This is a genomic window from Acidovorax radicis, assembly GCF_020510705.1.
GTDB classification, from domain to species: Bacteria; Pseudomonadota; Gammaproteobacteria; order Burkholderiales; family Burkholderiaceae_C; genus Acidovorax; species Acidovorax radicis_A.
Genome location: NZ_CP075184.1, coordinates 2,588,235 through 2,614,617 on the forward strand (window position 1 = coordinate 2,588,235; position 26,383 = coordinate 2,614,617).

The following is a 26,383-nucleotide window of genomic DNA, read 5'->3' on the forward strand; positions in this document are numbered from 1 at the left end:
CCACTCCCACCCCCACCCCGCCCAGGAGCCCGCCATGACATTCGCCCCATCACACCCCGCCAACGCAGCACGCCGTGCCGTCACCATTTTGGGCGCCGGCCATATCGGCTTTGCCATGGCGTTGCTGCTGCAAGAAGCGGGCGATTACGACATTGAAGTGGCCGACCGGGACCCGGTGCGCCTGGCGCAGGTGGCCGCCTTGGGCGTGCCCACGCGCTTGTGTGCCGACGATGCCGCACTGCAAGCAGCCGTGCAGGGGTGCTTTGCCGTGCTGAACGCATTGCCCTTTCATCGCGCCGTGGCGGTGGCCACCTTGTGTGCGCAGGCCGGCGTGCACTACTTTGACCTGACCGAAGACGTGCAAAGCACCCAGGCCATCCGCGCCCTGGCAGCCAATGCCCGCAGCGTGCTGATGCCGCAATGTGGTCTGGCGCCGGGGTTCATCGGCATCGTCGGCCACGACCTGGCCCGCCGGTTTGACACGCTGCACACCCTGCGCATGCGGGTGGGCGCGCTGCCGCGTTATCCCCAAGGGGCGCTGCGTTACAACCTGACCTGGAGCACCGAGGGCCTCATCAACGAATATTGCAACCCCTGCGAAGCCATTGTGGACGGCGAGCGCACCACGGTGCCGGCGCTGGAGGGGCTGGAGACCTTTGCGCTCGACGGGGTGGAATACGAGGCCTTCAACACCTCGGGCGGGCTGGGCACGCTCACCGAAACACTGGCGGGCAAGGCCCGGCAGGTGGACTACCAGTCGATCCGCTACCCGGGCCACAACGCCATTCTGAAGCTGCTGCTCAACGACCTGCGGCTGCGCGATCGGCGCGATCTGCTCAAGGACATTCTGGAAACGGCCGTGCCCACCACCGACCAGGACGTGATCGTCGTGTTCGTCACCGCGTCGGGCCTGAAGGGCGGGCGGTTGGTGCAAGAGTCGTATTCCGCCCGCATCGTGGGCACCCAAATGGCGGGGCATACGTTGAGCGCTATCCAGCTCACCACGGCGGCGGGCATTTGTACGGCGCTGGACTTGGTGGCCGCAGGCCAGTTGCCACAGCAGGGTTTTGTGGGGCAGGAGGCCGTGGGGCTGAAGGACTTTCTTGCCAACCGTTTTGGCTCGGCCTACGCTGCGGAGGGCGAGTTGGTGCTTTGACGGCCCTGTTGGGAGGCGCGTCAGCGCCCCCCAGGTTTCTGGTACATCCCCTCAATCGCCTGTGCAAAAAACGCCATCAGGTTGCTGCGCTTGAGCTTGAGCGTGGGCGTCATGAACGTGTTTTCGATCGTCCAGGGTGTGAGCGTGAGGTGCACCGCGCGGGGCACGGCATAGCGCGCAAAGCTGGCGGTGTTCTTTTCGATGCGGGCCAGCACGGCGCGGTGCACGCTGGGGTTGTTGAGGCTTGCGGGGTCTTCTGCACTGAGGCCCAGGTCGGCGGCCAGGCGCTGCCATTCGCCCGGCTTCAGCACCGCCACGCAGGCGATGAAGGGGCGGTTTTCGCCCACCACAAAAGCCTGTTCCAGCAGCGGGTCGGCCAGGATGGCCAGTTCCAGGTCGCCTGGGGGCACCTTCTCGCCGGTGGACGTGACGATGATCTCCTTGATGCGGCCCTTGATGTAGATGCGACCGTTCACGATCTCGGCCTGGTCGCCCGTGCCCAGCCAGCCGTCGGGGCTCAGGATGCGCGCGGTGTCTTCCGGGCGCTTCCAGTAACCCTTCATCACGATGGGGCCGCGCACCTGCAGCTCACGGTTGTCGCCAATGCGCACCTCCACACCAAGCAGCGCCTTGCCCACGCAGCCCGGGTCGTTGTCATTCAGCGTATTTACCGACACCACGGGCGCGGTTTCGGTCATGCCATAGCCCTGAATCAACGGCAGGCCCAGCCCCAGAAAACACTTGGCAATGGTGGGCGACAGGGGCGCACCGCCGCTCACCGCCACCCGCACGCGCCCGCCAAACTGCGCGAGCAGCGGCTTGGCCACCAGGGCTTGCAGCAGCGGCCAGGGCAGGGCGGCCATCCAGCCTGCGGCCTTGGCTTCAGCAAGGTCAGGGGCAGGAAGGTTCTGGATGGCGCAAAAACGGGCCCATCCCTTGGCCTGGGCGGCTTCATAGAGCTGCATCTTCCAGGGCGACGGGGCCAGTTTCTCCAGCAACTTGGCGTGAATGCGCTCGTAGATGCGCGGCACCGATACCAAGATGGTGGGGCGCACGGTTTTCAGGTCGTCCGCCAGCAATGGCACCGAACGCGCATAGGCCACGCAACTGCCGGCTGCAATGGGCAGGTAGTACCCGCCGGTGCGTTCAAAGGTGTGCGACAGCGGCAAAAACGACAGAAACACATCGTCCACCGTGGGGGCGATGCATTCCATCACCGCTTTGACATCGCTGACCACGTTGTGGTGGGTCAGCATCACGCCTTTGGGTTTACCCGTGGTCCCCGAGGTGTAGACGATGGCCGCCAGATCGTGGGCGCCAGGCGCAGTAACCGGCGCTGCATTGCCAGCATGGGTGGCGCCGGCCAGCCACTGCGCCAGCGAGCCAACCGCCGGGCCAGGCGACGCACCTGCGGCTGTGGAGGTCGCGGTGGAGGTTGATGAAGCTGCGGGCGAGGGCTCCCATGCTGCGTCTTCATCGGTCACCACCACGGCGCGCAGCGCCGGGAACGGCATGCCCACGGCCTGGATTTTTTCCCACTGTGCGGCCTGGCCCACGATCAGCATCGACGCTTCGCAATCCGCCAGGATGTAGGCAATGCTGCCCGGGTTGTCGATGGCATGCAGTGGCACAGGCACCCCGCCGGTGGCCAGCGTGGACTGGTCTGCGCACATGGCGTTCAGGCTGTTCGGTAGCAAGATCGCCACCCGCGCGGCGGCTGGCAACTGCATGGCCGCCAGGGCTTGTGACCATTCGTCGACACGCTGCGCAGCTTGTGCCCAGGTCAGGCTGACCCAGGCCTGCACAGAAGGATCGAACGCGCGATACGCCTCTGCGTCAGGGGTGCTGGCTGCGCGGTAGGCGAGCAGTTGGGGCAGCGTCTGCACGCTTTGGAGATCAAGGAGAGGTGAGGTCATCGGATCGGTGCTGAAAGAGAGGGCGGGCGCTGGGGCCATACGGTGTGAAATTCGCCGAATGCGAAAAGGCTGCAAAACGTCCGCAGCGGTGCAGGCATGGCGCATGTGCCCGGGAAAACCCGTGGCAATCATAACGAGCGCAACCTTGCGACCTGCATCAGACGCGGTGAAGAAAAAAATCACAAATCCAAAAAAATGTCTCTTCATGCCTAGAATGACCTCTTTTTGTAGATGGTTTTATCCATGGCAAAACGCATTTCTGTTGCATTGGCTGTCGCCCTGCTGGCAGCACTCACGATCCAGCCGGTGGCCGCCCAGCCCGCCAAGGCCCGGGCGACTGCCTCGGTCGATCTGAATGCGCGGCTCAATGAAGTGCAGGCCGAGCCCAAGCTGGCCGAGACCTTGTTCAAGACAGGGCGCAAGGTGGCCGCCGTGTGCGCCAATTGCCACGGTGAAGGCGGCAACAGCGTCAAGCCCGATATCCCCAACCTGGCAGGCCAGAACCCCGCCTACTTGCTGGAGCAATTGCGCCAATTCGCTGACGGGCGCCGCCGCAATGAATTCATGGAAGGCATGATCAAGGCGATGAGCAGCGACGAAAAAGTGGGCATGGTGCTTTTTTATGCCGCCCAGGAGGTGGTGCACAAGCCTGCCGCCAACCCCGCCCTGGTGGCCAAAGGGCAGGAGTATTTCAACAAGACCTGTTTCCGTTGCCACGGCAGCGACGGGCGTGGCAACGCGCAGATCGCGCGCCTTGCGGGGCAACAAGCCGGCTACCTCCAGCTCACGCTGGAACGCTACCGCGCTGGCGGCGGGGTACGCGCTGACTCGGTGATGTCTGCCAATGCGCGTCTGATGTCCGACGCCGACATCCATGCGGTCGTGGCGTTTGTTTCTGCCATGCAATAAGCGGGGCCTGAAAAAATAAGCAGGGCCCGAAAACCACTGCTGCCGCCACCCCGTCTGCGCCAACAAGGCCTGGCTCGTACCGCCTGCGGCACAGCGTTTTGATTGCGCGCCTCGTCGGGTTTTCCTCCCGGTTCCCGTGGCGCTGGTGTGCCGCCACCGTCTCGACTTTGTGCGCTCTTCGCGGGCACCTGCCGCCAGGGCAAGCGCGCAGAGTACCGCGCCCGCAAGCCCCTGCTCCATGGCATTGATCTAGCGCAATCGAGCGCCGTTTTGTGCGCTTGCACGCCGCGTGATGCGTTCCCTTTTACGAAGTAGACACCTGGTGTCAATACATGTTTACGCTGATTTTCTACACTGGAAAAAACAATTTCCGGGTAGTTCAATGCGCAACATCAAACGGTTTCTCTGGATGTATCTCGGCGCGCTGAGTGCGCTGTGGCTGGTGGCCGAGCTCACCGTCTGGGTGGCACCAGCCCATTTTTTTGACTGGCGTGTGGTGCTGATGCAATACAGCGGGGTGCTGGCCATAGGTGTCATGAGTGCTGCGATGGTGCTCGCTGTGCGCCCTGTCGTCTTTGAACCCTTTTTTGGCGGCCTGGACAAGATGTACCGCCTGCACAAATGGCTGGGCATATCGGCGCTGGTGATCTCGACCAGCCACTGGCTTTTGGCCAAGGCGCCCAAATGGCTGGTGGGTTGGGGGTGGTTGGAACGCCCTGCGCGGGGCGCGAGAGGCACTTTGCCCGACGCTCCGGTTCAGCAATTCCTGCTGGACCAGCGGCATCTGGCAGAGGGGGTTGGCGAATGGGCCTTCTACGCGGCGGTGGTGCTGATGGTGCTGGCGCTGCTCAAGTGGTTCCCTTACCGGTACTTTTTCAAAACCCACCACCTGCTGGCCCTGGCCTACCTGGCGCTGGTGTGGCACTCGGTGGTGCTGCTCAAGTTTGATTACTGGAGTGGCGTGCTGGGGCCCTTCATGGCGCTGCTGACGGCGGCGGGCACCGTGTCGGCCCTGCTGGTGCTCTTTGGGCGCGTGGCAGCGGCCCGCAAGGTGGCGGGTGCGGTGGTGGGGGTTCGCCACCATGCATTGCTCCAGGTCACAGAGGTGGACATCCAGTGCGAAGGCGCTTGGCGGGGGCATGCGCCGGGCCAGTTTGCCTTTGTCACCCTGCATGCGGACGAGGGGCCCCATCCTTACACCATCGCTTCGGCGTGGGCGGGCGACGGGCGCATCACTTTCATCATCAAGGCGCTGGGGGACTACACCAGCACGCTGAGCGAGCGCGTCGCCCTCGGTGATGGGGTGGAGTTGGAAGGGCCTTATGGGAAATTCAACTTCCAGGGGGCATGCAAGCGCCAGATCTGGATTGGGGCCGGCATCGGCATCACACCGTTTATTGCGCGCATGAAGGCGCTGGCGATGGCCCACGACGGGAAGTCCATCGACCTGTTTCATCCCACATCCATCGTCGATGAACACGCCATCGGCTTGATGGCGCGCGATGCAGAGGCTGCAGGTGTGCGCCTGCACGTTCTGGGCAGCGAGCGCGGCGGCCCGCTGAATGCGGCGCGCCTGACCCAGCAGGTGCCCGACTGGCAGGACGCCGACATCTGGTTTTGCGGCCCCGCGCTTTTTGGCCGGTCGCTGAAGACGGACCTTATGGTGATGGGGCTGCTCGAATCCCGCTTTCACCAGGAGCTGTTTCAGATGCGGTGATCTGGGCGCTGTGCCCATACGAGGTTGGCGCTATTCAATGCGGCGGAGTATGCCTACGCGCCAGTGAATGCGCCTGGCCCGATACGTCCTAGGTCGCCGCTTCGAGGCCCTGCGCAAAGTGGGCGTGCATGGCCTTCGCCGTGGCTTTGGCGTCGCGCGCCACCATGGCGGCGAGGATGGCGCGGTGCTCGTTCAGTGAGTCTTCGATGCGCCCCTGTTTGAGCAGTGAGTTGTGGCGGTTGAGCTTCATCACCTTGCGCAAATCGGCCACCATCTGGCTGCGCCAGCGGTTGTCGGCCAGCTCCAGCAGCAGCATGTGAAAGCGCTCGTTCACGGCAAAAAAGCGCTCGCGTTCGCTGGCGGCGGCCTCCAGCTCTGCATGCAGGTCCTGCAGCTCTTGCAGTTGCGCGGGGGTGGCGGTGGTGGCGACCACACCAGCTGCGTCGCTTTCCAGCAGGCTGAGCAGGTGGTACACGTCGCGCAGGTCTTTTTCGCTCATTTCGGTCACATAGGCGCCACGGCGCACCTTCATCGTGACCAGGCCCTCGGCGGCCAGCACCTTCAGCGCCTCGCGCAAGGGGGTGCGGCTGATGCCGAATTCTTCAGCAATCTTGAGCTCGTCAATCCAGCTGCCGGGCTCCAGTTCGCGGCGAAAGATGCGCTGGCGCAACTGCTCAGCCACTTCTTCGTAGAGCGCGCGGGGAGTGAGGGTGAGGGCAGACATGGGGCGGATTGTAAGCTGCGTGGAATATTTTGAATCAATAATTATGAATGATGTAAACTCGCCGCCACATTGGGACCCGCCCTCGCGCCGTTTTACGCCCCACGCCATCTTCGGAGAAGCTTTCGCCATGAGTGACAAACCCCACAACAACGCCCCCGAGTTCGCTGCCGCTTCGCTGGACGCCTGGACCAAGGCGGCCGCCAAGTCGGCCCCCGGTGGCGATGTGAACGCCTTGAACTGGGTCACGCCCGACGGCATCACCGTCAAGCCGCTGTACACCGCCGAAGACACGGCCAACCTGCCGTATGCCAACACGCTGCCGGGCTTCGAGCCCTACCTGCGCGGCCCCCAGGCCACCATGTATGCGGTGCGCCCCTGGACCATTCGCCAATACGCAGGCTTTTCGACCGCTGAAGAATCCAACGCGTTCTACCGCAAGGCCCTGGCTGCAGGCGGGCAGGGCGTGAGCGTGGCCTTCGACCTGGCCACCCACCGGGGCTATGACAGCGACCACCCTCGCGTGACGGGCGACGTGGGCAAGGCGGGTGTGGCGATTGACTCGGTCGAGGACATGAAGATCCTGTTCGACCAGATCCCGCTCGACAAGGTCAGCGTGTCGATGACCATGAACGGCGCCGTGCTGCCTGTGCTGGCGGGCTATGTGGTGGCGGCGGAAGAGCAGGGCGTCTCGCAAGACAAGCTCAGCGGAACCATTCAGAACGACATTCTGAAAGAGTTCATGGTGCGCAACACCTACATCTACCCGCCCAAGCCCTCGATGCGCATCATTGGCGACATCATTGGCTACACGGCCAAGAACATGCCCAAGTTCAACTCGATCTCCATCTCGGGTTACCACATGCAGGAGGCCGGGGCCAACCAGGCGTTGGAGCTGGCCTTCACGCTGGCCGACGGCAAGGAATATGTGAAGACCGCCATCGCCTCGGGCCTGGACGTGGACGAGTTCGCCGGGCGCCTGTCGTTCTTCTGGGCGATTGGCATGAACTTCTATCTCGAAGTCGCCAAGATGCGCGCCGCGCGCCTGCTGTGGTGCCGCATCATGAAGGCCACGGGCGCCAAGAACCCCAAGAGCCTCATGCTGCGCACGCACTGCCAGACCTCGGGCTGGAGCCTCACCGAGCAGGACCCCTACAACAACGTGGTGCGCACCACCATCGAGGCCATGGCGGCCGTGTTTGGCGGCACCCAAAGCCTGCACACCAACAGCTTTGACGAAGCCATTGCGCTGCCCACCGAGTTCAGCGCCCGCATTGCGCGCAACACGCAGCTCATCATCCAGGAAGAGACCCACATCACCAACGTGATCGACCCCTGGGCTGGCAGCTACATGATGGAAAAGCTGACCCAGGACATGATGGACGCCGCCTGGAAGATCATCGAAGAGGTCGAGGCCATGGGCGGTATGACGCAGGCCGTGGACAGCGGCTGGGCCAAGCTCAAGATCGAGGCTGCAGCCGCAGAGAAGCAGGCACGCATCGACAGCGGCAAGGACGTGATCGTCGGCGTCAACAAATACAAGCTGGCCAAGGAAGACCCGGTCGATATCCTGCAGATCGACAACATGAAGGTGCGTGACGGCCAGATCGAGCGCCTGAAGAATATTCGGGGAAAACGCGATCCAGCGCTTGTCCAGCAAGCGCTAGATGCTCTCAATTCTGCAGCAGAAAGCGGCGAGGGCAACTTGCTGGACCTGTCGATCAAAGCCGTGCGCCTGCGTGCCACTGTGGGCGAGATCAGCGATGCGCTGGAGAAGGTTTTTGGGCGCCACCGCGCCGATACGCAAAAGGTGACCGGTGTGTACGCAGCTGCCTATGACTCGGCCGAAGGCTGGGACAAACTCAAGACCGAAATCAACGCCTTTGCCGAAGAACAGGGCCGCCGCCCCCGCGTGATGATCGCCAAACTGGGCCAGGACGGCCATGACCGGGGCGCCAAGGTGGTGGCCACCGCCTTTGCTGACCTGGGCTTTGACGTGGACATGGGCCCGCTCTTCCAGACCCCCGAGGAATGCGCCCGCCAAGCCATCGAAAACGACGTGCACGCCGTGGGCGTGAGCACGCTGGCGGCAGGCCACAAGACACTGGTGCCCGCCATCATCCAGTCGCTCAAGGACCAGGGCGCGGACGACATCATTGTGTTTGTGGGCGGGGTGATTCCGGCGCAAGACTATGAGCATCTGTATGAGGCGGGCGTGAAGGGCATTTACGGGCCCGGTACGCCGATTCCAGCCAGTGCGAAAGACGTGCTGGAGCAGATTCGCAAGGCAGTGGCGTGAATTCAGGCGTGTTGTTGGAGGGCATGTTGCATGGCAACGCTGCCGTGCAGCGCCGCGCCATGTCCAAAGCCATCACCTTGCTCGAATCGACGCGGGTGGACCACCGCGCCCAGGCCGATGAACTGCTCACGCAGTTGCTGCCCCACACCGGCAACTCATTTCGCCTAGGCATCAGCGGCGTGCCGGGCGTAGGCAAGTCCACCTTCATCGAGGCCCTGGGCCTGTACCTGATCGGTCAAGGCCACCGCGTGGCCGTGCTCACCATCGACCCGTCCAGCACCGTCTCGGGCGGATCCATTCTGGGCGACAAGACGCGCATGGAGCACCTGTCGGTGCACGAAAAGGCCTACATCCGCCCCAGCCCGTCCAGCGGCACCTTGGGCGGAGTCGCAGAGAAGACCCGCGAGGCCATGTTGGTCTGCGAGGCCGCAGGCTACGACGTGGTCATTGTCGAAACCGTGGGCGTGGGCCAGAGCGAGATTGCGGTGGCGGGCATGACAGACATGTTTGTGCTGATGCAGTTGCCCAATGCAGGCGACGACCTGCAGGCCATCAAGAAGGGCGTGATGGAGATCGCCGACCTGGTCGTCATCAACAAGGCCGACATCGACAAGAACGCCGCCACGCGGGCCGAGGCGCAGATCACGTCGAGCCTGCGCCTCTTGAGCCAGCACGGCAACCCGGAAAACGCGCACCACGACGAAACCTTGTGGCACCCCAAGGTCGTACAAATCAGCGCGCTGCTGGGGCAGGGTGTGGACAGCTTCTGGGCCGCCGTCACGCAGTTTCGCCAGCTGCAAACTGCCAATGGCCGCCTCGCCTCACGGCGCGAAAAGCAGGCGCTGGCCTGGATGTGGGAGCGTATCGACGCGGGCCTCAAGCTCGCGTTTCGCCAGCACCCGCAGGTGCGCGAGCTGCTGCCGCAAATGCAGGCCGATGTGGCCGCCGGGCGCATCGCGGCATCCACTGCCGCACGAAATCTGCTGCTGGCGCAATCCAATCAGGCGCAAGCAGCTATCAAATAAATAGCAAATAACCGAATTCACCAAAGGACGACCATGCAAGACATCCTGGATCAACTGGAGAAAAAGCGTGCGCTGGCACGCCTGGGCGGCGGGCGAAAGCGCATTGATGCGCAGCACGCCAAGGGTAAGCTGACGGCGCGCGAGCGCATCGAGCTGCTGCTGGACGACGGCACGTTCGAGGAATGGGACATGTTTGTCGAGCACCGCTGCACCGACTTTGGCATGGAGGACAACAAGATCCCCGGCGACGGTGTGGTGACGGGCTACGGCATGATCAACGGCCGCCTGGTGTTCGTGTTCAGCCAGGATTTCACGGTGTTCGGCGGGGCACTCTCCGAAACCCATGCCGAGAAGATCTGCAAGGTGATGGACCAGGCCATGAAGGTGGGCGCACCGGTCATCGGCCTCAACGACTCGGGCGGCGCGCGCATCCAGGAAGGCGTGGCGTCCCTCGGCGGCTATGCCGACGTGTTCCAGAAGAACGTGCTGGCCAGCGGCGTGATTCCGCAGATCAGCATGATCATGGGCCCCAGCGCTGGCGGCGCTGTGTACTCGCCCGCCATGACGGACTTCATCTTCATGGTCAAGGATTCGAGCTACATGTTCGTGACCGGCCCCGAAGTCGTGAAGACCGTGACCCACGAAGAAGTGACGGCCGAAGAACTGGGCGGCGCCGTGACGCACACCACCAAGAGCGGTGTGGCCGACATGGCGTTTGAGAACGACGTGGAGGCGCTGATGATGCTTCGCCGCCTGTACAACTACCTGCCGCTCAACAACCGCGAAAAGGCCCCGGTTCGCCCCAGCAACGACCCGGCCGACCGCATGGATCGGAGCCTGGACACCCTGGTGCCCGAGAACCCCAACAAGCCCTACGACATGAAGGAGCTGATTCTCAAGACGGTGGACGACGGGGACTTCTTCGAGCTGCAGCCCGAGTACGCCAAGAACATCCTGATCGGCTTTGCCCGCATGGAAGGCCAGACCGTGGGCATCGTGGCCAACCAGCCGCTGGTGCTGGCGGGCTGCCTGGACATCAAGAGTTCCATCAAGGCCGCGCGTTTTGTGCGCTTTTGCGATGCGTTCAACATCCCGGTCGTCACGTTTGTGGACGTGCCCGGCTTCATGCCTGGCACCAGCCAGGAGTACGGCGGCATCATCAAGCACGGCGCCAAGCTGCTCTACGCATATGCCGAGTGCACCGTGCCCAAGATCACCGTCATCACCCGCAAGGCCTACGGCGGCGCTTACGACGTGATGAGCTCCAAGCACCTGCGCGGCGACGTGAACCTGGCCTGGCCCAACGCAGAAATCGCCGTGATGGGCGCCAAGGGCGCGGTGGAAATCATCTTCCGCGAAGACAAGAACGACCCGGTGAAGCTGGCCGCGCGTGAAGCGGAATACAAGCAGCGTTTTGCCAACCCGTTTGTGGCCGGTGCACGGGGCTTTATCGACGACGTGATCCTGCCGCATGAGACGCGCAAGCGCATTTGCCGCAGTCTGGTCATGCTGCGCGATAAGAAGCTGGAAAACCCGTGGCGCAAGCACGGCAACATCCCCCTGTGAGCGGACAAGGAGCATAAAAACATGTTTACGAAAATCCTGATCGCCAATCGTGGCGAAATCGCCTGCCGCGTCATCGCTACTGCCCGCAAGATGGGTATCGCCACTGTCGCCGTCTACTCCGACGCCGACAAGGAAGCCCGCCACGTCAAGCTGGCCGACGAGGCCGTGCACATTGGCGCTGCGCCTAGCCGCGAGTCCTATCTGCTGGCCGACAAGATCATTGCCGCCTGCAAGCAGACCGGCGCGCAGGCAGTGCACCCGGGCTATGGTTTCCTGTCGGAAAACGAGGCCTTTGCCAAGCGCTGCGAAGACGAAGGCATCGCCTTCATTGGCCCCAAGGCGTTTTCGATTGCTGCCATGGGCGACAAGATCGCTTCCAAGAAGCTGGCCAACGAGGCCAAGGTCAACACCATTCCGGGCTACAACGACGCGATTGCCGGGCCCGAGCAGGCCGTGGAAATTGCCAAGGGCATTGGCTACCCCGTGATGATCAAAGCCTCGGCCGGTGGCGGTGGCAAGGGCCTGCGCGTGGCGTTCAACGACAAGGAAGCGTTTGAAGGCTTTGCCAGCTGTCAGAACGAGGCCCGCAACAGCTTTGGCGACGACCGTATCTTCATCGAGAAGTTCGTGCAGGAGCCGCGCCACATCGAGATCCAGGTGCTGGGCGACAGCCATGGCAATGTGATTTATCTGAACGAGCGTGAATGCTCCATCCAGCGCCGCCACCAGAAGGTGATCGAAGAGGCCCCATCGCCCTTCATCTCTGACGCCACCCGCAAGGCCATGGGCGAGCAGGCGGTGCAGTTGGCCAAGGCCGTGAAGTACCAGAGCGCGGGCACGGTGGAGTTTGTGGTCGGCAAGGACCAGGACTTTTACTTTCTGGAGATGAACACCCGCCTGCAGGTGGAGCACCCGGTGACGGAATGCATCACCGGCCTGGACCTGGTGGAGCTGATGATCCGCGTGGCGGCGGGCGAGAAGCTGCCGTTGACACAAGCCGATGTGAAGCGCGATGGCTGGGCCATCGAGTGCCGCATCAACGCCGAAGATCCTTTCCGCAACTTCCTGCCGTCCACCGGCCGCCTGGTGCGCTTTCAGCCGCCGGAGGAGTCGATGTTCCAGTCCGATACGACCAAAAAATTGGGCGTGCGGGTGGACACGGGCGTGTATGAGGGCGGCGAGATCCCGATGTACTACGACTCGATGATCGCCAAGCTCATCGTGCACGGCACCGACCGCAACGACGCAATCGCCAAGATGCGCGCGGCGCTCAACAGCTTTGTGATTCGCGGCATCAGCAGCAACATCCCGTTCCAAGCCGCGCTGCTGGCGCACCCCAAGTTTGTGACGGGCGACTTCAACACCGGTTTCATCGCCGAGAACTACAGCAAGGGCTTCCACGCCGAAGACGTGCCGCACGGCGACCCGCTGTTCCTGGTGGCGCTGGCCGCGTTCATGCATCGCCGCTACCGTGCCCGCGCGTCGGGCATCAGCGGCCAGCTGGCGGGGCACGAGGTGAAGGTGGGCGAGCAGTTTGTGGTGGTGACGCTGGGCGCCGAAGGGCAGAACCAGCACCACGAGGTGACGGTGTCCGACTTTGAAGACAAATCGGGCTCCAGCGCAATCAGCGCGGGCGGTAATAGCTATCAGATCAGTAGCACCGCCACGCTGGGCCAGATTCGCGTGCAGGGCGCGTGCAACGGCCAGGGCTTCACTGCTCAGGTGGAGCGTGGCGTGGGCAAGAACCCGCTGGCGCTGCGCATTGCGCACAACGGCACGCAGATCGATGCACTGGTGCTGTCGCCGCTGGGTGCACGGCTGCACAAGCTCATGCCCTTCAAGGCGCCGCCAGACTTGTCCAAGTTCCTGCTGTCACCCATGCCCGGCCTGCTGGTCGATGTGGCGGTGCAGCCGGGCCAGAAGGTGCAGGCCGGTGAAAAGCTGGCGGTGATCGAGGCCATGAAGATGGAGAACATCCTCTTTGCCGCGCAGGATGGCGTGGTGGGCAAGGTCACCGCAGGCAAGGGCGAATCGCTGGCGGTGGACCAGATCATTCTGGAATTCCAGTGATCTGCCGCGTGGTTCACTGACCAATCCAGAAGAGGGGCCTTGCGCCCCTTTTTAGTGTTTTTGGCCTCTGGCACTTATGTATCAAGCGCAAGCAGCTATCAAATCAGGAGTAACTATGACTGCCTCTCAACGCCCGTTCAAAGTTCTGGGCATCCAGCAGGTCGCCATTGGCGGCACCGACAAGCAGCGCATGAAGACCCTGTGGGTGGACATGCTGGGCCTCACGCAGACCGGCACCTTCCAGAGCGAGCGCGAGAACGTCGATGAAGACATCCTGGCCATGGGCCAGGGCGCGTTCAAGGTCGAGGTGGACATCATGCAGCCGCTCGACATCGACAAGAAACCCGCCGTGCACACCACACCGCTCAACCACATCGGCCTGTGGATTGACGACCTGCCCAAGGCCGTGGAATGGCTCACCGCCAAAGGCGTGCGTTTTGCGCCGGGCGGTATCCGCAAGGGGGCGGCGGGCTACGACATCACGTTTTTGCACCCCAAGAGCAATGACGAGTTTCCGATTGCGGGCGAAGGCGTGCTGATCGAGTTGGTGCAGGCACCCACGGATGTGATTGCCGCGTTGGGGTAGGCGGCTGCTTGTTCCATCGCTCCGCGTGTTGGAGCCTATTTGACCCGGCAAAGGGCCAGTCGCAGTGATGCGGCTGGCCCTTTGCTTTGGTGTGCGTGTTTTTGCGCCGCCGGGTGTTGGTAGGGATCGGCGTGGCGCGCAACCTGCGAAATCACCGGCTTCGTTCGTCTTCTTCGCGCGGCGCGTACCGTAAAAGTGGCTTTCTCCGAGCCGTTGGGAAACGGGTTGACGGATGAATTGAATGCGTTGCGGGCTGATGGCAGCGGGTTGCTGCAGCGCGAAATGGCATGCGTTCAACCGCCGGCAAAAGCCGCGATTCATGGCATATCTGCAAGCAAATGGATGGCTGATTTGGACGCAGATGGGCGCGCCAAATTTTGGATGACTTTGTGGGCCCAAAGGCTGGATTGGCATGGATTTCTCGCCCAGAATCCGGCCGGTCACGTCGCACGGCTTGCGTAAAACACCGCACCAAGGCCGCGCCGGTTGCCATCGTCTTTGAAGAAAGTGCCCCATGGAAATCAACGCAACAATCCCCACCCACCGCGCTCAGCCAGTGCGCATCCACCGCAATGCAGTTGCACCGGTGGTTGCCGGGCCGTGGACGGTGGAGGCCATTCAGGCGCTGCTCGACAAACCGTTCATGGACCTGCTGTTCGAGGCCCAGACGGTGCACCGCCAGCATTGGCCTGCGGGCAACATTGAGCTGGCCACGCTGCTGTCGGTCAAAACGGGGGGCTGCCCCGAAAACTGTGGCTATTGCCCGCAGGCCGCCGAGTTCGACACCGGCGTGAAGGCCGACAAACTCATGGAGGTGGATGAAGTGGTGCGCGCCGCCCAGGCCGCCAAAGACGCTGGCGCCACCCGCTTTTGCATGGGCGCCGCCTGGCGCGCCCCCAAAGACCGCGACATTGAAAAAGTCAGCGCCCTGATTGGCGCCGTGAAGGGCCTGGGCCTGCAGACCTGCGCCACGCTGGGCATGCTCGAATCACACCAGGCGCAGGCGTTGAAGGACGCCGGGCTGGACTATTACAACCACAACCTGGACACCGCCCCCGAGTACTACTCCGACGTGGTCAGCACCCGGGCCTACCAGGACCGGCTGGACACGCTGGCGCATGTGCGCACCGCAGGCATCAGCGTGTGCTGCGGCGGCATTGTGGGCATGGGCGAGGCGCCGGTGCACCGTGCGGGCCTGATCGCGCAGCTGGCCAATCTGCAGCCATACCCCGAGTCGGTGCCTATCAACAGCCTGGTGCGGGTGCCCGGCACGCCACTGGCCGACAGCGCGCCGGTAGATCCCCTCGACTTTGTGCGCGTAATCGCCGTGGCACGCATCACCATGCCGAAGGCACGCGTGCGCCTGTCTGCGGGTCGCCAGCAGATGGGCGACGCCGTGCAGGCGTTGTGTTTTCTGGCGGGAGCCAACTCCATCTTTTATGGCGACAAACTGCTGGTGACCGGCAACCCCGACGTGGAGGCCGATGTGCAACTGCTGGGCAAGCTGGGGTTGAACGGGCACCGGACCACAACCACTGAAAAAGAACAAACCGAGTGCCGCTGACCCCAGTCACCCAAGTCACCCAGGTCACCCAATTGACGCAGGTGGCGCGCCCGCTGGACAGCGTTGTCACCCGATTCGCTGCAGGGCTTAGCCACGCGGATCGCGTGCCAGCAGGCCCTCTGAGGCCGGTAGGCCACTGCCGGATTCAACCCACTCCGGGATCAGCGCGGCTCTTCGCCCGACATCCGCTCGACGCGCTCCGGGGGTACATCGGCGGCCAGGCGGTCGATCTCTGCCAGCCGCGAAGGCTCTGCGTCGGCGAAACGCTGGGCAATGCGCCGAAACTCTTCGGACAGCGCAAGAAAGGCGTCCACCATGTCGGGGTCGAAATGGCTGCCACGGCCGTCGCGGATGATCTCCACGGCATGTTCGTGCGAGTAAGCGGGTTTGTAGACGCGTTCTGAGATCAATGCGTCATACACATCCGCCACAGCCATCAGCCGCGCGGACAGGGGGATGTTGTTGCCCATCAGGCCTTCGGGGTAGCCGGAGCCATCCCATTTCTCCTGGTGGCTGTAGGTGATTTCCTTGGCGTAGCGAAAGAACGGGTTGTCCAGCATCGCATCTGTTTCAGCGGCCACGATGGCGTCACGCCCCAGCGTGGTGTGCGTCTTCATGATCTCGAACTCTTCGGGCGTGAGCTTGCCGGGCTTGAGCAGGATGCGGTCAGGAATGCCCACCTTGCCAATATCGTGCAGGGGCGCCGATTTGAAGATCGTCTCGATGGCGGTGTCTGTGAGATCGTCTTTGAAGCGCGGGTGGTCTTGCAGGTGGCGAGCCAGCGCCTCAACATAGTGCTGCGTGCGCCGGATGTGGTTGCCGGTCTCGTTGTCACGCGTTTCGGCCAAAGACGCCATGGCGCGTATGGTGGCGTCCTGCAGCTCGGCCAATGCGCGTGTGCGGTTGGTGATCTCCTGCTCCAGCAACAGGTTGTGCCGCGCCAGGTAGTCCCGTGCACGCTTGAGCTGCAGGTGGTTGCGCACACGGGCCATCACGATGGCGGGGTTGATGGGCTTGGTGATGTAGTCCACCGCACCCAGCTCCAGGCCAATGCTTTCGTCTTCCGACGCGCTCATGGCAGTGAGAAAAATAACCGGAATGTCTTCGGTGTCGGGGTTGAATTGCAGGCGGCGCAGCACCTCGTAGCCGTCCATGTCCGGCATCATGATGTCCAGCAGGATCAGGTCGGGCTTGCTCTCTGCGGCCACGATCTGCAGCGCTCGCTCGCCACTGGGTGCCAGTTTGACCTTGTAGTCCGTGCGCAGAAGATCGCTCATCAGTGACAGGTTGTCGGGGGTGTCGTCGACAACCAGCACCGTGCACTTACCGCTTATCTCCAGTGGGCTGTTCATGAACCGGGTCCTCTTTGTCATGTGGGTGGGAGATTCGGGCTTTGCGCAGGGTGGCCAGCGCATTCACAAAATCGTAGCTGTCCAGCGCGCGCTTCATGGGGGGCAACGCAGGTCCGAGCAGACTCCTCAAGGCAGAGGCCTCTGCGTTGAAGAGCTCGATGGCTTCCGAATCGTCGTCTGCCAGCAGGGCCTCCAGCCGATCCAGCAGCTGTTGTGCCGCAGCGGTATCGATGGGCGCGCTTGCCGCGCTGTCTGCGCCATAGGTGTCGGGTTCATTTTCCAGAGGCAGGGCGGTTTGCAGCGCCGCTATCAAGGCTTTGCACGCGGTGTCTACGGGTTGCAGCAGTGCTTCCAGGGTGGTCGCGGGTGCGTTCTGTCCGATGGCCTGTTCTGCCGCGTGGGCCAGTTCAGCCAGTGGCCCCGCGCCAATTGTGGCGGCTGTGCCTTTGAGCGTGTGCATGGCGCGCTGTGCATTGTCTGGTTGGTGTGCTGCCAAGGCGGCACGGGCGGTTTGCACTGCCACAGCCTGCCCGGCCACAAATTTGCGCAACAGGCTTTCGTAGGCCGGGCGCTTGTCGAGCACGCGCCGCAGGCCGGCCTTGACGTCCAGCCCGCCGATGCGCTGCAGCGCATCGGGGCATGGGGCGAGGTCAGGTGTGGGTTCGGAGGCAGCTATCGCCAGCGCGGTAGCGGGGTCTTCTTGCGCCACTGCGCGCGGTTTGACCCATCGCAGCAGGCTGGCAAACAATTCGTTCGGATCAATGGGTTTGGCAAGGTGGCCGTTCATGCCAGCTTCCAGGCAACGATCTCGGTCACGGCTCATGGCGTTAGCGGTCATGGCCAGCACAGGCAGCTCGGCCCACTGGGGGTTGCCGCGCAACAAGCGAGTGGCGGTGAGGCCATCCATGACAGGCATCTGCATGTCCATGAGCACTACGTCGTAGGGCGCACGCGTGAGCATGTCGAGTGCGATCTGGCCGTTATCCGCGACCTCGACGACCATGCCTGCGCCCGTGAGCAGTTCACTGCCTACCTGCTGGTTGAGGTCGTTGTCGTCCACCAGCAGCACGCGGGCGCCACGGATCGTCGCCATGTTGGGGGCATGGCCCGGGGCATGGGTGCGCGGCTCATTGCTTGAAACAACGCGGCCACCGAGAGCCCGCATGGCCGTGTCAAACAGGTCGGAAGGACTGACGGGTTTGGTCAGCATGAGTGCAATGCCCGAGCGCTCAAGCTCCGGCAGGGCATCGTCGTGGCCCGCCGCCGTCACGATGACGGAGCGGGGAGGGTGGGGCAAAAGGGCGAGCTGGCGGTGCGTTTCGAAGCCGTCCATGCCGGGCATCTTCCAGTCCAGAAACGCAATCTGACAAGGGTGGCCCGCCAGGTCGGCGTTGCGTGCCTTGGTCAAGGCATCTTCACCAGAACTGGCGGTTGTCACCGCAAAGCTCATGCTGCTGAGCAGGCCGCTGAGGATCCGCCGCGCCTGTTCGCTGTCATCCACCACCAGCACATGGCGCCCGCGCAGGTCGGGCTTGGGCATCAGGGCGCTGTGTTGTGTGCTGCCCAGGCCCAGGCGGGCGGTAAACCAGAAGGTGCTGCCCTGGTTGGGAATGCTATGCACTCCCACGTCGCCACCCATCAGGCTCGCGAGCTTCTTGGAGATGGCCAGGCCCAGGCCTGTGCCGCCGTATTTGCGCGTGGTGGAGCTGTCGGCCTGCTCGAAGGAGCGGAACAGCCGCGACTGCTGCTCTTCGGTAAGCCCAATGCCCGTGTCCTGCACTTCAAAGCGCATCAGGATGCCGTCCACATTGCGCGATATTTCCCTTACCCGCAAAATGATCTCGCCTTCGTCGGTGAATTTGACGGCGTTGTTGGCGTAGTTCACCAGGATTTGCCCTAGGCGCAAGGGGTCGCCCCGCAGGTCATCGGGCAGGACAGGGTCCACATCAAACAGCAGTTCCAGCCCTTTGCTGCTCGATTTGCCGCTGATCAGGTTGGCCACATTGTCGAGCACGCTGCGCAGCTCGAAATCCACCACCTCCACTTCAAGCTTGCCTGCCTCGATCTTGCTGAAATCCAGAATGTCATTGATCAGCCCCAACAGGTGCTGGCCAGAGCGCTGGATTTTTTCGACATAGTCCCTTTGACGAGGTGAAAGATCGGTGCCTAGCGCCAGGTGGCTCATGCCGATGACCGCATTCATGGGCGTACGGATCTCGTGGCTCATGTTGGCTAAAAAGTCCGACTTCATCTGGGAGGCGTCTTCGGCCTTGGCCCGGGCAATCTCCAGCTCCTCCTCATGCTCGCGCAGCGCTGCATTCACCCGTTGCAATTCGACGGTGCGCTGGGTTACGCGGGCCTCCAGTGCTTCTTCGTTGCGCTTGAGGGCCTCGACCAGATCGGCCTGGGCGGCCATGGCCAGAGATTTGGCTTTTTCGCGTTTGAGAAACTGCCGCGCCATAGCGAATGCCAGCAAAAACGTGAGGACGGCCTGGAATGCCGTGAGCCCGGTGGTAAGCAGGGTCTGGCGTTTGATCTCGGCATTGCGCGTATCGCCCAATAGCGCAGACACGCGCGAGGCGTTCAGGGCGAGTTCGCGCACAGGTTCGCGCAGGAGGTCGAGCTCGCCGCGCAAGAGCCGCATGTTTTTCTGCCAGGAGGCCGCATCCACGCTGGCCCCGAAATAGGTGTCACCCGCCGCAACAAAGATCTGCAACGCAGCCAACGCCTGCGCGTAGATGGGCTCGTCCTGCATCAGCGTGCGCGCTGTGCCGCTTTCAAGCGTGCTGAACCGGCTTAAAAAGAGCTCGTAGCGCAGTTCAAGCTGCTCCATGGGAATGCTGGATGGGGCCAGCTCGAACTGGTGCAGCGCGTGATCTAGCTTTTCATATTCCACATTGAGCTGCAGAAATGACCAGAGCGCGTTGACATCGCCGCGGCGCATGACCGCCTCGACACTGCGGAATTGGAGGTACTGCACCGCCGCAATGGCCACATATGCCAGCACGAGGCCCGCAATGATCAGCCGCAGAATGTGTTTGCTGCGCAGCATGCGTGGGGTGCCTGGGGACGCTGTGCAGAACTACCGGATCCGCAAGGCATTGAGTTGCCAGGCCGCGCGGTTGTAGTACAGCTCGCTGCGCAGCTCAGCCTTGGTGTCAAAAGGGTAGATGATGAACAGCGGCCCCTTTTCTCGGACAGGCATGGGCCGGTTGTTCATGAGGTGCGCCACGATCACATCGTGGCGTGTGGCGTCCTCCACGGGGATCTCGGTTTTATAGTCATTCAGCGCCACCGCCGTGATCTTGCTTCCCTTGGCGCCCACGGCGGCCAGTACATCGCGCAACAACGGGCCGGTGAATGTGACGGGGTCGGGGTACCAGGGTGTTTGCGTGGAAAAGCTGTGCTGGGGCAGTTTCTCCAGCATCTTCATGTCGAATTGCGCCAGCGGGCCGTTGTTGGTTTGGCTGATCGCTCCTTCAATGGTGAGAATCACCCGGCCGGTGGGTTTGTCCAGGGCATGCGCTCCTGCGGCTGACAGCGCGAAGGCTCCGATGGCGATGGCCCGGGCCCAACAAGCACCAAGGCGCACCGCACGAAAACTTGCAGACATGGTCGCCCCCTTTTTTGCAACAATCGCGTGGACTGACGCTCAAAATGTAAACCGATTCACGACCTCGCGGTGGCGGTTTCAGCGGGAAGGTGGCGCAGATGTCACGCAGGGGCGGGGTGGCCTGCGGTTTTCAGAGGCGGTTTGGTAGGGTGTTCTGAGGGGCGGATGCCAGCTGCGGCCCGGTATCCCGGGCTTTCAGCGCTTCGGTTGTATGCAGCTGTATGCATGTGCACGGGGCCGCAGCCCTGGCAGTCACAAAGGGGCGCGTCTTTGATGACCGTGGTCAGACCTACTTACCCCTCAAAAAAACCCAGCCGATCCCTTGCGGGTCACGCCGTGGGCTCCGCGCTGACCAGTGCGCAGCTCAGCGTGTGTTCATTTCTTCATCGGGCAGGTGTTGATGCCCAGCAACGCGTAGGCCGGACAGAAACGAAACAGTCCAGTGGCCAGGGGCACTACGCCGAGCCAACCCCACCATCCCACCGTGCCGGTGGCAGCCAGAGCGATCAAGATCAGTCCAGCCACGATGCGCAGCACGCGATCCATAGTTCCTACATTGAGGTTCATGATGATTCCTTAGGTTGAGGTTTGGGTGTTGCTTAACGTTACGGCGCCCAGCGGCAGGGCCCTTCTTGCACCATCGCAATGGATTCGCAAGGCATGCACGGCCCGATTATTCGAATGAAGGAGATGCAGGAGCTGCGACAGGCTTGCCCGCTGCCACCCACGCATCAAACCCACCCGCGATGGACTGCACCTGCAGGTAGCCCATGTCATGCATGGCGCGCGCAGCCAAGGCGGCCCGACCGCTGGTCTTGCAATAAACCACTACCTTCAGGTCGCGCGAGGTGAGCTCGGGCGTGCTGCTGAGCTTGAACTCAAGCACCCCGCGGGAGGCGTGGATAGCCCCGGGGATGTGACCGGCCTGGTACTCATCGGCTTCGCGTACATCGATGAGCACATCGGCCGAGCGGATGGCTTCATCCGCTTGGGCGATGGGGACTTCCTGGACATGGGCCTTGGCTGCGGTCACGAGATCGTGGGCTGTTTTCATGGGGTGCTTTCTTGACGGAGGAGAGGGAAGATTTGCTGCGATGTCATTGGAGGACGGTGTTGTTGGCATCCAGCACTTTCACTGCAATGGGAATGCCCTGGCCTACGCTCTGGGTCACAGTGCAATAGCTCTCGAACTGAGTCAGCACCCGGTCCAGATGATCCAATTGGCTGGCAGGCACGCCCAGGCGCAAAGTGGCATCCATGCGCAGCACGCGCAGACGGCCTTCGGCGTTGCGACCCACGTGGGCCACCACGGTGGCATGCAATGGGTCCGGTGCCTGTTTGAACTTGCGCAGCGCGAACAGCAATGAGTCGCTCAGGCAACTGCCCACTGCGGCGCAAAGCAGTTGTACAGGTGAAGGACCCTTGCCAGAGCCCAGCGGAGCAGGTTCATCCGCGATCAGGTGAGGGACGGCATCCCCGAACTGGATGTCAAAGCGGTAGTCCCGTTGCTGGACGAGCTCAACGGTGACCTGTTCGTTGCTCATGAAAACCTCCGGGTTGGCAAAGAGGGGGCTGGTTCCTGGGATAGCGTGTCACAGCGCGTTGACTGGAATCTTGAGGTAGGTCACGCCGTTGTCTTCTGCGGGGGGCATCGCCCCCGCTCTGATGTTGACCTGCACCGAAGGCAGAATCAGGACAGGCATGTCCAGCGTGGCGTCGCGCCGGGTGCGCAGTTCTACAAACGCCGCCTCGGTCACACCGTCGTGCACATGGATGTTGTGGGCACGCTGATCGGCCACCGTGGTCTGCCACGCGGGCGCCCGCCCTGCTGGTGGGTAGTCATGGCACATGAACAACCGGGTCTGCGGTGGAAGGCTGAGCAGTTTGCGCACCGACTGGTACAGCGCGTGCGCATTGCCCCCCGGGAAGTCGCAGCGCGCAGTGCCCACATCGGGCATGAACAGGGTGTCGCCGACAAACACGGCGTCTGCGACCTGGTAAGCCATGCATGCGGGAGTGTGGCCTGGCACGGCCAACGCTTTGGCTTCCAGTTGGCCGATGCGCAATACCTCTCCGTCGTGAAGCAGCCTGTCGAACTGGCGGCCATCGGGGTGGAACCCCGGCTCCAGATGGAAGATGGCCTTGAACACCTCCTGCACCTGGGTAATTGCGGCACCAATGGCGATCTTGCCCCCCAGCTTGTTGCGCAGGTAGTGCGCGGCAGACAAATGGTCGGCATGGGCATGGGTCTCCAGAATCCACTGCACTGCCAAGCCATGGCTTTGGACGAAATCCACCAAGCAATCGGCAGAGTGTGTGCGGGTACGGCCTGATTTGGGATCGTAGTCCAGCACGGAGTCCACCAGCGCGCAGTGGCCACCGGGTTCATCAAAAACCACGTAGCTCACGGTCCAGGTGGCGTCGTCAAAGAAGGCTTGTATCCGGGGTTTCATGGGTTGTTTCCTGCTTCGTTCTCGGTGTACACCGCAAGCCGCTAAGGAGGGGGACGCCTGATCGCGTCAGTCGCGCACGATAGGGCGCCCCAGTTGCAAGGCGACGCTGCCCGCACCACCCCCATTTGTCACTTGACTGTAGCCTTGCGCCTGCAGCCACTGGACTGCCATGCCAGAGCGTGCGCCCGAGAGGCAGCAAAGCACCATGGGCAGGTCGCGTTGTGGCAATACGGTAGCGGCCTGCTGCGCCAGGCTGTCTAGCGGCAGATTGATTGAACCGGCCACATGGCCGGAGGCGAACTCACCAGGCGATCGGACGTCGACGACCAGTTGATGCGGTGGTTGGGTGGCAGAGCGCATGGTTGTGAAAGTGGCAGGGTGAACGCGGGAGTCAGAGCCATTCAAGGATGGGGTGGCGCGAGTGTTTGCGTGGCATCGGTGGCCGATTGCAATGCGGCTTCGTCCAATTGGTCCGTCAGCGCCATCAACTGCAGGCGCTCTTGCGCCATGCGGGCCTGGTGCCCCAGCAGGTTGGATTGCGACTGCATGGCGTCGTTGTGTGCCTGCAGCAGATCCAGCGTGGTGCGATCTCCCACCTGGCGGCCAAGCTGGGTCGCCTCGAGCCGAACCTGGGCCGCCAAGCGCGCAGACTCCAGGGCTTGCGTTCGGGCTGCACCTGCTCGCAGCTGCAGCCACGTAGCGTGCACTTGCTGGGCCACGGCAAGCCGAGCGCTGTCCAGCTCGGCCTGCGCCTTGTCCTGCAGACGCAGCAGTTCCTGCTGCCGCGCATCAACTTGGCCACCGGTGTAAAGCGGTACCTGGATTTGTACACCCACCATGTATTGGCGTGCGGAGTTGCTGGCAGAACCCCATCGGCCAGATCCTGAAAGATGGTCCGCGCCCGCCTGGGCCACTAGGTCCACCTTGGTGCTGGCTGCGCGCGTGGCCTTGGCGGCCTCTTGCTCTGCCAGTGCGAGGGCCTGGGCCTGCATACGCACCTGGAGGTTGGTGTGGGCGGCGAGATCGAGCCAGTAGGGTAGGGGTGCGAGCGTGTTGCCATCGCGCGCGGCCGTGGTTTCATTGCCAGACGGGGCGGGCAATTGCAAGGGCGGCAGCTGCGCGGGGTTCCAGCCTGTGGCCTGGGCCAGTGTCTGGCGCGCAATCTGCATCTCTACATCGGCCGTCTGTACCAGGGCCACATTGGCCAGAGCGCGTGCCTCGGCTTCGCGCACATCGGTTACTGGGGAGTCGCCCAGCGTGAAGCGGTCCTGCGCTTCTTTCAGGGCCCGGTCCGTGGCTTCCTGCTGGCGCAGTAGCAAGGCGTGCTGTTGTTGTGACAAGACCGCTGCGAAATACCGCTGGGCCGTTTGCAGCATCAACTGTTGCTGCACCGAGGCCGCCTCAAGTTCGGCCAGGCCGGCGGATAGCAGCAACTGTCGCCCTTGCGCACTGCGCTCTGGGCTGTACAGCGGCATACGTGCCTCCACACCCCAACGTGTACCTGGGCCGCTGTTCACCGAGGTGTCAAAACCCACCCCCGAGGTCTGTGGCACCCCTGGCATGGAAAAAGCAGCTCCTTGCGAAGAGGTGCGAGAGCCCATAGCGCCTGCAGCGCCCTGTGCTGTCACGGTAGGGCTCCACAATCGCTCGGCCTGCAGGCGACGCGCTTGCCCTGCGGCGCGTGTGGCTGCCGCAGCGGCCATGTCCGGGTGCTGCTGCGCTGCGGCCAGCCAGGCTTCGCGCAAATCTGCCGCCTGGGACGCGCTTATGCCGCTGGCCAGCAAGGCCACACTCAGAAGGAGCTTGCGCATGGCTTTGTCCTTCTCAGCAGCCAGGGCGAACGCCCAGCTTGCGTAGCATGGTCTCCATGAAGCACCACTTGGTGACCCCGCTTTGCAACAGGTTCACGCCCACGAACGCCGTGAATGCAAGCCACCATTGGCTGACGAAAACAGGACTGCCAGGAATGCCCAGCGCCAGAGAAAGCAGGATGAAGGCGCCTGCGGCCACACGCACGATTTGCCAGGTTGTCATGAGGAACTCCTTGTCGAAAAAACGTTGAAAACAGGGGGAGGGCGGCGCTGGGCCACCGTCTTGTCATTGCTGTTTGTGCTCCTGCAGGCGGGTGATGCCCAGGAGCTTGAGCACATACTTTTCATAGATGGGCTCGGAATTGCCTGACTTCATCTTGTTCAGGAAATATTTCTCGAACGCAATCTTGCCCAGGTGCACCCATTTGCCCTTCTTGAACCAGTTGACGTTGCGCGGTGGCATCTGGGGCAGGGCGACAAACGCTGCACCGGTGTCCCCCATGTCGGCCAGGCAAATGGCATTCCAGGTGGCGGTAGCCGTGGCTGGCTGGCCTGCAATATCAGCGGCGATGTTGCGCACGATGGCCGAGACCATCGTCTCGATCATGTAACCCGTCTTGGGTGCCCCGGTGGGTACAGGCGTTACCTCAACGGGCGGGATCGCCACGCAGACCCCGGCCGAGAAGATGTTGGGGTAGGCCTTGCTGCGCTGGTGTTCGTCGATCAACACAAAGCCGCGCGGGTTGCACAGCCCGGGTACGGAGGCCACGGCGTCCACGCCCTTGAAGGCGGGCAGCATCATCGACAGTTTGAACCGCAGCTCATGCTGCTGGTGCACCTGGCCCTTGTCGTCCAGCTGCTCGACGAACATCTTGCCGGCTTCTACCCGAGTGGTGCGCGCGTTGTGGATCCACTTGATGTCCTGGCTGCGCAGCTCGCTCTCCAGCATGCTCTTGCTGTCGCCAACGCCACCCAGACCCAGGTGACCGATGTAGGGCTCGCTGGTGACAAAGGTGATTGGCACCTTGTGGCGCAGCTTGCGCTTGCGCAAGTCCGCTGCAACGATGAATGCGAACTCGTAGGCAGGGCCAAAGCAGCTGGCACCTGGCATGGCACCGACGACGATGGGCCCTGGGGCCTCCAGAAACTTCTGATAGTCCTCCCAGAAATGTTCCGCGTGGTCCACCGAGCACACCGAATGCGTGTGACCGTTCACAGGACCAGAGCCTGGCACTTCCTCGAAGGCCAGCCGGGGCCCGGTGGTGATGACGAGGTAGTCATAGGCCACAGTGCTCCCGTCTGCCAGCGTAAGGGCATTGCCCGGGGCGTCGATGGATTTCACCGGCTGGGCGATGAAGTCAATGCCCTTGCGTTCCAGCAGGGGGCGGATCTGCAAGACGATATCGTCGCGCTTGCGCCATCCCACAGCGATCCAGGGGTTGGAGGGCATGAACTGGAAGTAGTCGACTGCGCTGATCACCGTGACCCGGTCTTCCCGTGGCAGCTTGCTGCGCATCTCGTACGCCGCTGGCATGCCGCCGATACCCGCTCCAATAATCACTACATGTGCCATGGTTGTCTCCTGTGGTTGACGGATGGTTGTTGCCGGATCTTTCGTTCCGAGC

General features: G+C 62.8%; 23 protein-coding genes. 10 read left to right on the forward strand and 13 right to left on the reverse strand.

The window, feature by feature from the left end; genetic code table 11:
• Positions 1 to 34 precede the first annotated feature (34 nt).
• The gene (locus KI609_RS11800) at positions 35 to 1,156 is read left to right on the forward strand and encodes a saccharopine dehydrogenase family protein (protein ID WP_226443458.1); all 1,122 of its coding nucleotides are present in this window, start codon (positions 35 to 37) and stop codon (positions 1,154 to 1,156) included.
• Positions 1,157 to 1,176: 20 nt separating this feature from the next.
• Here the strand turns inward: KI609_RS11800 and KI609_RS11805 are convergent, their stop codons facing one another.
• Positions 1,177 to 3,072 (reverse strand): AMP-dependent synthetase/ligase, encoded by a 1,896-nt coding sequence (locus tag KI609_RS11805; RefSeq protein ID WP_226443460.1) that lies wholly within the window; start codon positions 3,070 to 3,072, stop codon positions 1,177 to 1,179.
• A 243-nt stretch (positions 3,073 to 3,315) separates the two neighbouring features.
• On the opposite strand from KI609_RS11805, the gene KI609_RS11810 reads away from it, so the two are divergent.
• Both KI609_RS11810 and KI609_RS11815 read left to right on the forward strand, forming a co-directional pair.
• Complete coding sequence (locus tag KI609_RS11810; protein WP_226443462.1) at positions 3,316 to 3,981, forward strand: c-type cytochrome; 666 nt, start codon at positions 3,316 to 3,318, stop codon at positions 3,979 to 3,981.
• Positions 3,982 to 4,363: 382 nt separating this feature from the next.
• The gene (locus KI609_RS11815) at positions 4,364 to 5,698 is read left to right on the forward strand and encodes a ferric reductase-like transmembrane domain-containing protein (protein ID WP_226443464.1); all 1,335 of its coding nucleotides are present in this window, start codon (positions 4,364 to 4,366) and stop codon (positions 5,696 to 5,698) included.
• 88 nt (positions 5,699 to 5,786) lie between these two features.
• On the opposite strand, the gene KI609_RS11820 is transcribed toward KI609_RS11815, so the two are convergent.
• Positions 5,787 to 6,422 (reverse strand): GntR family transcriptional regulator, encoded by a 636-nt coding sequence (locus KI609_RS11820; RefSeq protein WP_226443466.1) that lies wholly within the window; start codon positions 6,420 to 6,422, stop codon positions 5,787 to 5,789.
• A 127-nt stretch (positions 6,423 to 6,549) separates the two neighbouring features.
• On the opposite strand from KI609_RS11820, the gene scpA reads away from it, so the two are divergent.
• The 7 genes from scpA to bioB all read left to right on the forward strand — a co-directional run bounded on the left by scpA (position 6,550) and on the right by bioB (position 15,529).
• On the forward strand, positions 6,550 to 8,718 hold the full coding sequence (scpA, locus tag KI609_RS11825) for a methylmalonyl-CoA mutase (protein ID WP_226443468.1): 2,169 nt from the start codon (positions 6,550 to 6,552) through the stop codon (positions 8,716 to 8,718).
• Between the two features lie 23 nt (positions 8,719 to 8,741).
• A complete protein-coding gene (meaB, locus tag KI609_RS11830; RefSeq protein ID WP_226450365.1) occupies positions 8,742 to 9,743 on the forward strand; it encodes a methylmalonyl Co-A mutase-associated GTPase MeaB in 1,002 nt (333 codons plus the stop codon).
• A gap of 33 nt (positions 9,744 to 9,776) precedes the next feature.
• Positions 9,777 to 11,309 carry an acyl-CoA carboxylase subunit beta gene (locus KI609_RS11835; protein WP_226443470.1) on the forward strand — a complete coding sequence of 511 codons (1,533 nt, stop codon included), beginning with the start codon at positions 9,777 to 9,779 and terminating at the stop codon, positions 11,307 to 11,309.
• Between the two features lie 21 nt (positions 11,310 to 11,330).
• A complete protein-coding gene (locus KI609_RS11840; protein ID WP_226443472.1) occupies positions 11,331 to 13,379 on the forward strand; it encodes an acetyl/propionyl/methylcrotonyl-CoA carboxylase subunit alpha in 2,049 nt (682 codons plus the stop codon).
• Between the two features lie 115 nt (positions 13,380 to 13,494).
• A complete protein-coding gene (locus KI609_RS11845; protein ID WP_226443474.1) occupies positions 13,495 to 13,965 on the forward strand; it encodes a VOC family protein in 471 nt (156 codons plus the stop codon).
• Between the two features lie 225 nt (positions 13,966 to 14,190).
• Positions 14,191 to 14,427, forward strand: coding sequence for a hypothetical protein (locus KI609_RS11850; RefSeq protein ID WP_226443476.1), 237 nt, complete (start codon positions 14,191 to 14,193; stop codon positions 14,425 to 14,427).
• Positions 14,428 to 14,479: 52 nt separating this feature from the next.
• The gene (bioB, locus tag KI609_RS11855; RefSeq protein ID WP_226443479.1) at positions 14,480 to 15,529 is read left to right on the forward strand and encodes a biotin synthase BioB; all 1,050 of its coding nucleotides are present in this window, start codon (positions 14,480 to 14,482) and stop codon (positions 15,527 to 15,529) included.
• Between the two features lie 161 nt (positions 15,530 to 15,690).
• On the opposite strand, the gene KI609_RS11860 is transcribed toward bioB, so the two are convergent.
• The 11 genes from KI609_RS11860 to KI609_RS11910 form a co-directional block, all read right to left on the reverse strand.
• On the reverse strand, positions 15,691 to 16,881 hold the full coding sequence (locus KI609_RS11860) for a two-component system response regulator (protein ID WP_226443480.1): 1,191 nt from the start codon (positions 16,879 to 16,881) through the stop codon (positions 15,691 to 15,693).
• Positions 16,853 to 19,933 (reverse strand): response regulator, encoded by a 3,081-nt coding sequence (locus tag KI609_RS11865; RefSeq protein ID WP_226443482.1) that lies wholly within the window; start codon positions 19,931 to 19,933, stop codon positions 16,853 to 16,855. Before KI609_RS11865 ends, KI609_RS11860 begins: the two co-directional genes overlap by 29 nt.
• Before the next feature lie 30 nt (positions 19,934 to 19,963).
• Positions 19,964 to 20,494, reverse strand: coding sequence for a molybdopterin-dependent oxidoreductase (locus KI609_RS11870; RefSeq protein ID WP_226443484.1), 531 nt, complete (start codon positions 20,492 to 20,494; stop codon positions 19,964 to 19,966).
• Positions 20,495 to 20,869: 375 nt separating this feature from the next.
• Complete coding sequence (locus KI609_RS11875; protein WP_226443487.1) at positions 20,870 to 21,061, reverse strand: DUF2892 domain-containing protein; 192 nt, start codon at positions 21,059 to 21,061, stop codon at positions 20,870 to 20,872.
• A gap of 106 nt (positions 21,062 to 21,167) precedes the next feature.
• Positions 21,168 to 21,548, reverse strand: coding sequence for a rhodanese-like domain-containing protein (locus KI609_RS11880; protein ID WP_226443489.1), 381 nt, complete (start codon positions 21,546 to 21,548; stop codon positions 21,168 to 21,170).
• A gap of 43 nt (positions 21,549 to 21,591) precedes the next feature.
• The gene (locus KI609_RS11885) at positions 21,592 to 22,038 is read right to left on the reverse strand and encodes an OsmC family protein (protein ID WP_226443491.1); all 447 of its coding nucleotides are present in this window, start codon (positions 22,036 to 22,038) and stop codon (positions 21,592 to 21,594) included.
• A gap of 48 nt (positions 22,039 to 22,086) precedes the next feature.
• Complete coding sequence (locus KI609_RS11890; protein WP_226443493.1) at positions 22,087 to 22,947, reverse strand: MBL fold metallo-hydrolase; 861 nt, start codon at positions 22,945 to 22,947, stop codon at positions 22,087 to 22,089.
• A gap of 66 nt (positions 22,948 to 23,013) precedes the next feature.
• A complete protein-coding gene (locus tag KI609_RS11895) occupies positions 23,014 to 23,307 on the reverse strand; it encodes a rhodanese-like domain-containing protein (protein WP_226443495.1) in 294 nt (97 codons plus the stop codon).
• Between the two features lie 41 nt (positions 23,308 to 23,348).
• Positions 23,349 to 24,758: a TolC family protein gene (locus tag KI609_RS11900; protein WP_226443497.1), complete on the reverse strand. Its 1,410-nt coding sequence runs from the start codon at positions 24,756 to 24,758 to the stop codon at positions 23,349 to 23,351.
• 13 nt (positions 24,759 to 24,771) lie between these two features.
• Positions 24,772 to 24,981: a DUF2892 domain-containing protein gene (locus KI609_RS11905; protein ID WP_226443499.1), complete on the reverse strand. Its 210-nt coding sequence runs from the start codon at positions 24,979 to 24,981 to the stop codon at positions 24,772 to 24,774.
• Between the two features lie 63 nt (positions 24,982 to 25,044).
• Entirely contained in the window at positions 25,045 to 26,331 is a 1,287-nt protein-coding gene (locus tag KI609_RS11910) for an NAD(P)/FAD-dependent oxidoreductase (RefSeq protein ID WP_226443501.1), read from the reverse strand.
• Positions 26,332 to 26,383 lie beyond the last annotated feature (52 nt).

What these genes read in the sequence shown, in the direction of transcription:
- KI609_RS11845 (WP_226443474.1), top strand. Translation starts at nt 13,495, where the DNA reads ATGACTGCCTCTCAACGCCCGTTCAAAGTTCTGGGCATCCAGCAGGTC.
- meaB (WP_226450365.1), top strand. Translation starts at nt 8,742, where the DNA reads ATGTTGCATGGCAACGCTGCCGTGCAGCGCCGCGCCATGTCCAAAGCC.
- KI609_RS11800 (WP_226443458.1), top strand. Translation starts at nt 35, where the DNA reads ATGACATTCGCCCCATCACACCCCGCCAACGCAGCACGCCGTGCCGTC.
- KI609_RS11910 (WP_226443501.1), bottom strand. Translation starts at nt 26,331, where the DNA reads ATGGCACATGTAGTGATTATTGGAGCGGGTATCGGCGGCATGCCAGCG.
- KI609_RS11835 (WP_226443470.1), top strand. Translation starts at nt 9,777, where the DNA reads ATGCAAGACATCCTGGATCAACTGGAGAAAAAGCGTGCGCTGGCACGC.
- KI609_RS11840 (WP_226443472.1), top strand. Translation starts at nt 11,331, where the DNA reads ATGTTTACGAAAATCCTGATCGCCAATCGTGGCGAAATCGCCTGCCGC.
- KI609_RS11860 (WP_226443480.1), bottom strand. Translation starts at nt 16,881, where the DNA reads ATGAACAGCCCACTGGAGATAAGCGGTAAGTGCACGGTGCTGGTTGTC.
- bioB (WP_226443479.1), top strand. Translation starts at nt 14,480, where the DNA reads ATGGAAATCAACGCAACAATCCCCACCCACCGCGCTCAGCCAGTGCGC.
- scpA (WP_226443468.1), top strand. Translation starts at nt 6,550, where the DNA reads ATGAGTGACAAACCCCACAACAACGCCCCCGAGTTCGCTGCCGCTTCG.
- KI609_RS11815 (WP_226443464.1), top strand. Translation starts at nt 4,364, where the DNA reads ATGCGCAACATCAAACGGTTTCTCTGGATGTATCTCGGCGCGCTGAGT.
- KI609_RS11805 (WP_226443460.1), bottom strand. Translation starts at nt 3,072, where the DNA reads ATGACCTCACCTCTCCTTGATCTCCAAAGCGTGCAGACGCTGCCCCAA.
- KI609_RS11895 (WP_226443495.1), bottom strand. Translation starts at nt 23,307, where the DNA reads ATGCGCTCTGCCACCCAACCACCGCATCAACTGGTCGTCGACGTCCGA.
- KI609_RS11820 (WP_226443466.1), bottom strand. Translation starts at nt 6,422, where the DNA reads ATGTCTGCCCTCACCCTCACTCCCCGCGCGCTCTACGAAGAAGTGGCT.
- KI609_RS11870 (WP_226443484.1), bottom strand. Translation starts at nt 20,494, where the DNA reads ATGTCTGCAAGTTTTCGTGCGGTGCGCCTTGGTGCTTGTTGGGCCCGG.
- KI609_RS11905 (WP_226443499.1), bottom strand. Translation starts at nt 24,981, where the DNA reads ATGACAACCTGGCAAATCGTGCGTGTGGCCGCAGGCGCCTTCATCCTG.
- KI609_RS11865 (WP_226443482.1), bottom strand. Translation starts at nt 19,933, where the DNA reads ATGCTGCGCAGCAAACACATTCTGCGGCTGATCATTGCGGGCCTCGTG.
- KI609_RS11890 (WP_226443493.1), bottom strand. Translation starts at nt 22,947, where the DNA reads ATGAAACCCCGGATACAAGCCTTCTTTGACGACGCCACCTGGACCGTG.
- KI609_RS11875 (WP_226443487.1), bottom strand. Translation starts at nt 21,061, where the DNA reads ATGAACCTCAATGTAGGAACTATGGATCGCGTGCTGCGCATCGTGGCT.
- KI609_RS11880 (WP_226443489.1), bottom strand. Translation starts at nt 21,548, where the DNA reads ATGAAAACAGCCCACGATCTCGTGACCGCAGCCAAGGCCCATGTCCAG.
- KI609_RS11900 (WP_226443497.1), bottom strand. Translation starts at nt 24,758, where the DNA reads ATGCGCAAGCTCCTTCTGAGTGTGGCCTTGCTGGCCAGCGGCATAAGC.
- KI609_RS11810 (WP_226443462.1), top strand. Translation starts at nt 3,316, where the DNA reads ATGGCAAAACGCATTTCTGTTGCATTGGCTGTCGCCCTGCTGGCAGCA.
- KI609_RS11885 (WP_226443491.1), bottom strand. Translation starts at nt 22,038, where the DNA reads ATGAGCAACGAACAGGTCACCGTTGAGCTCGTCCAGCAACGGGACTAC.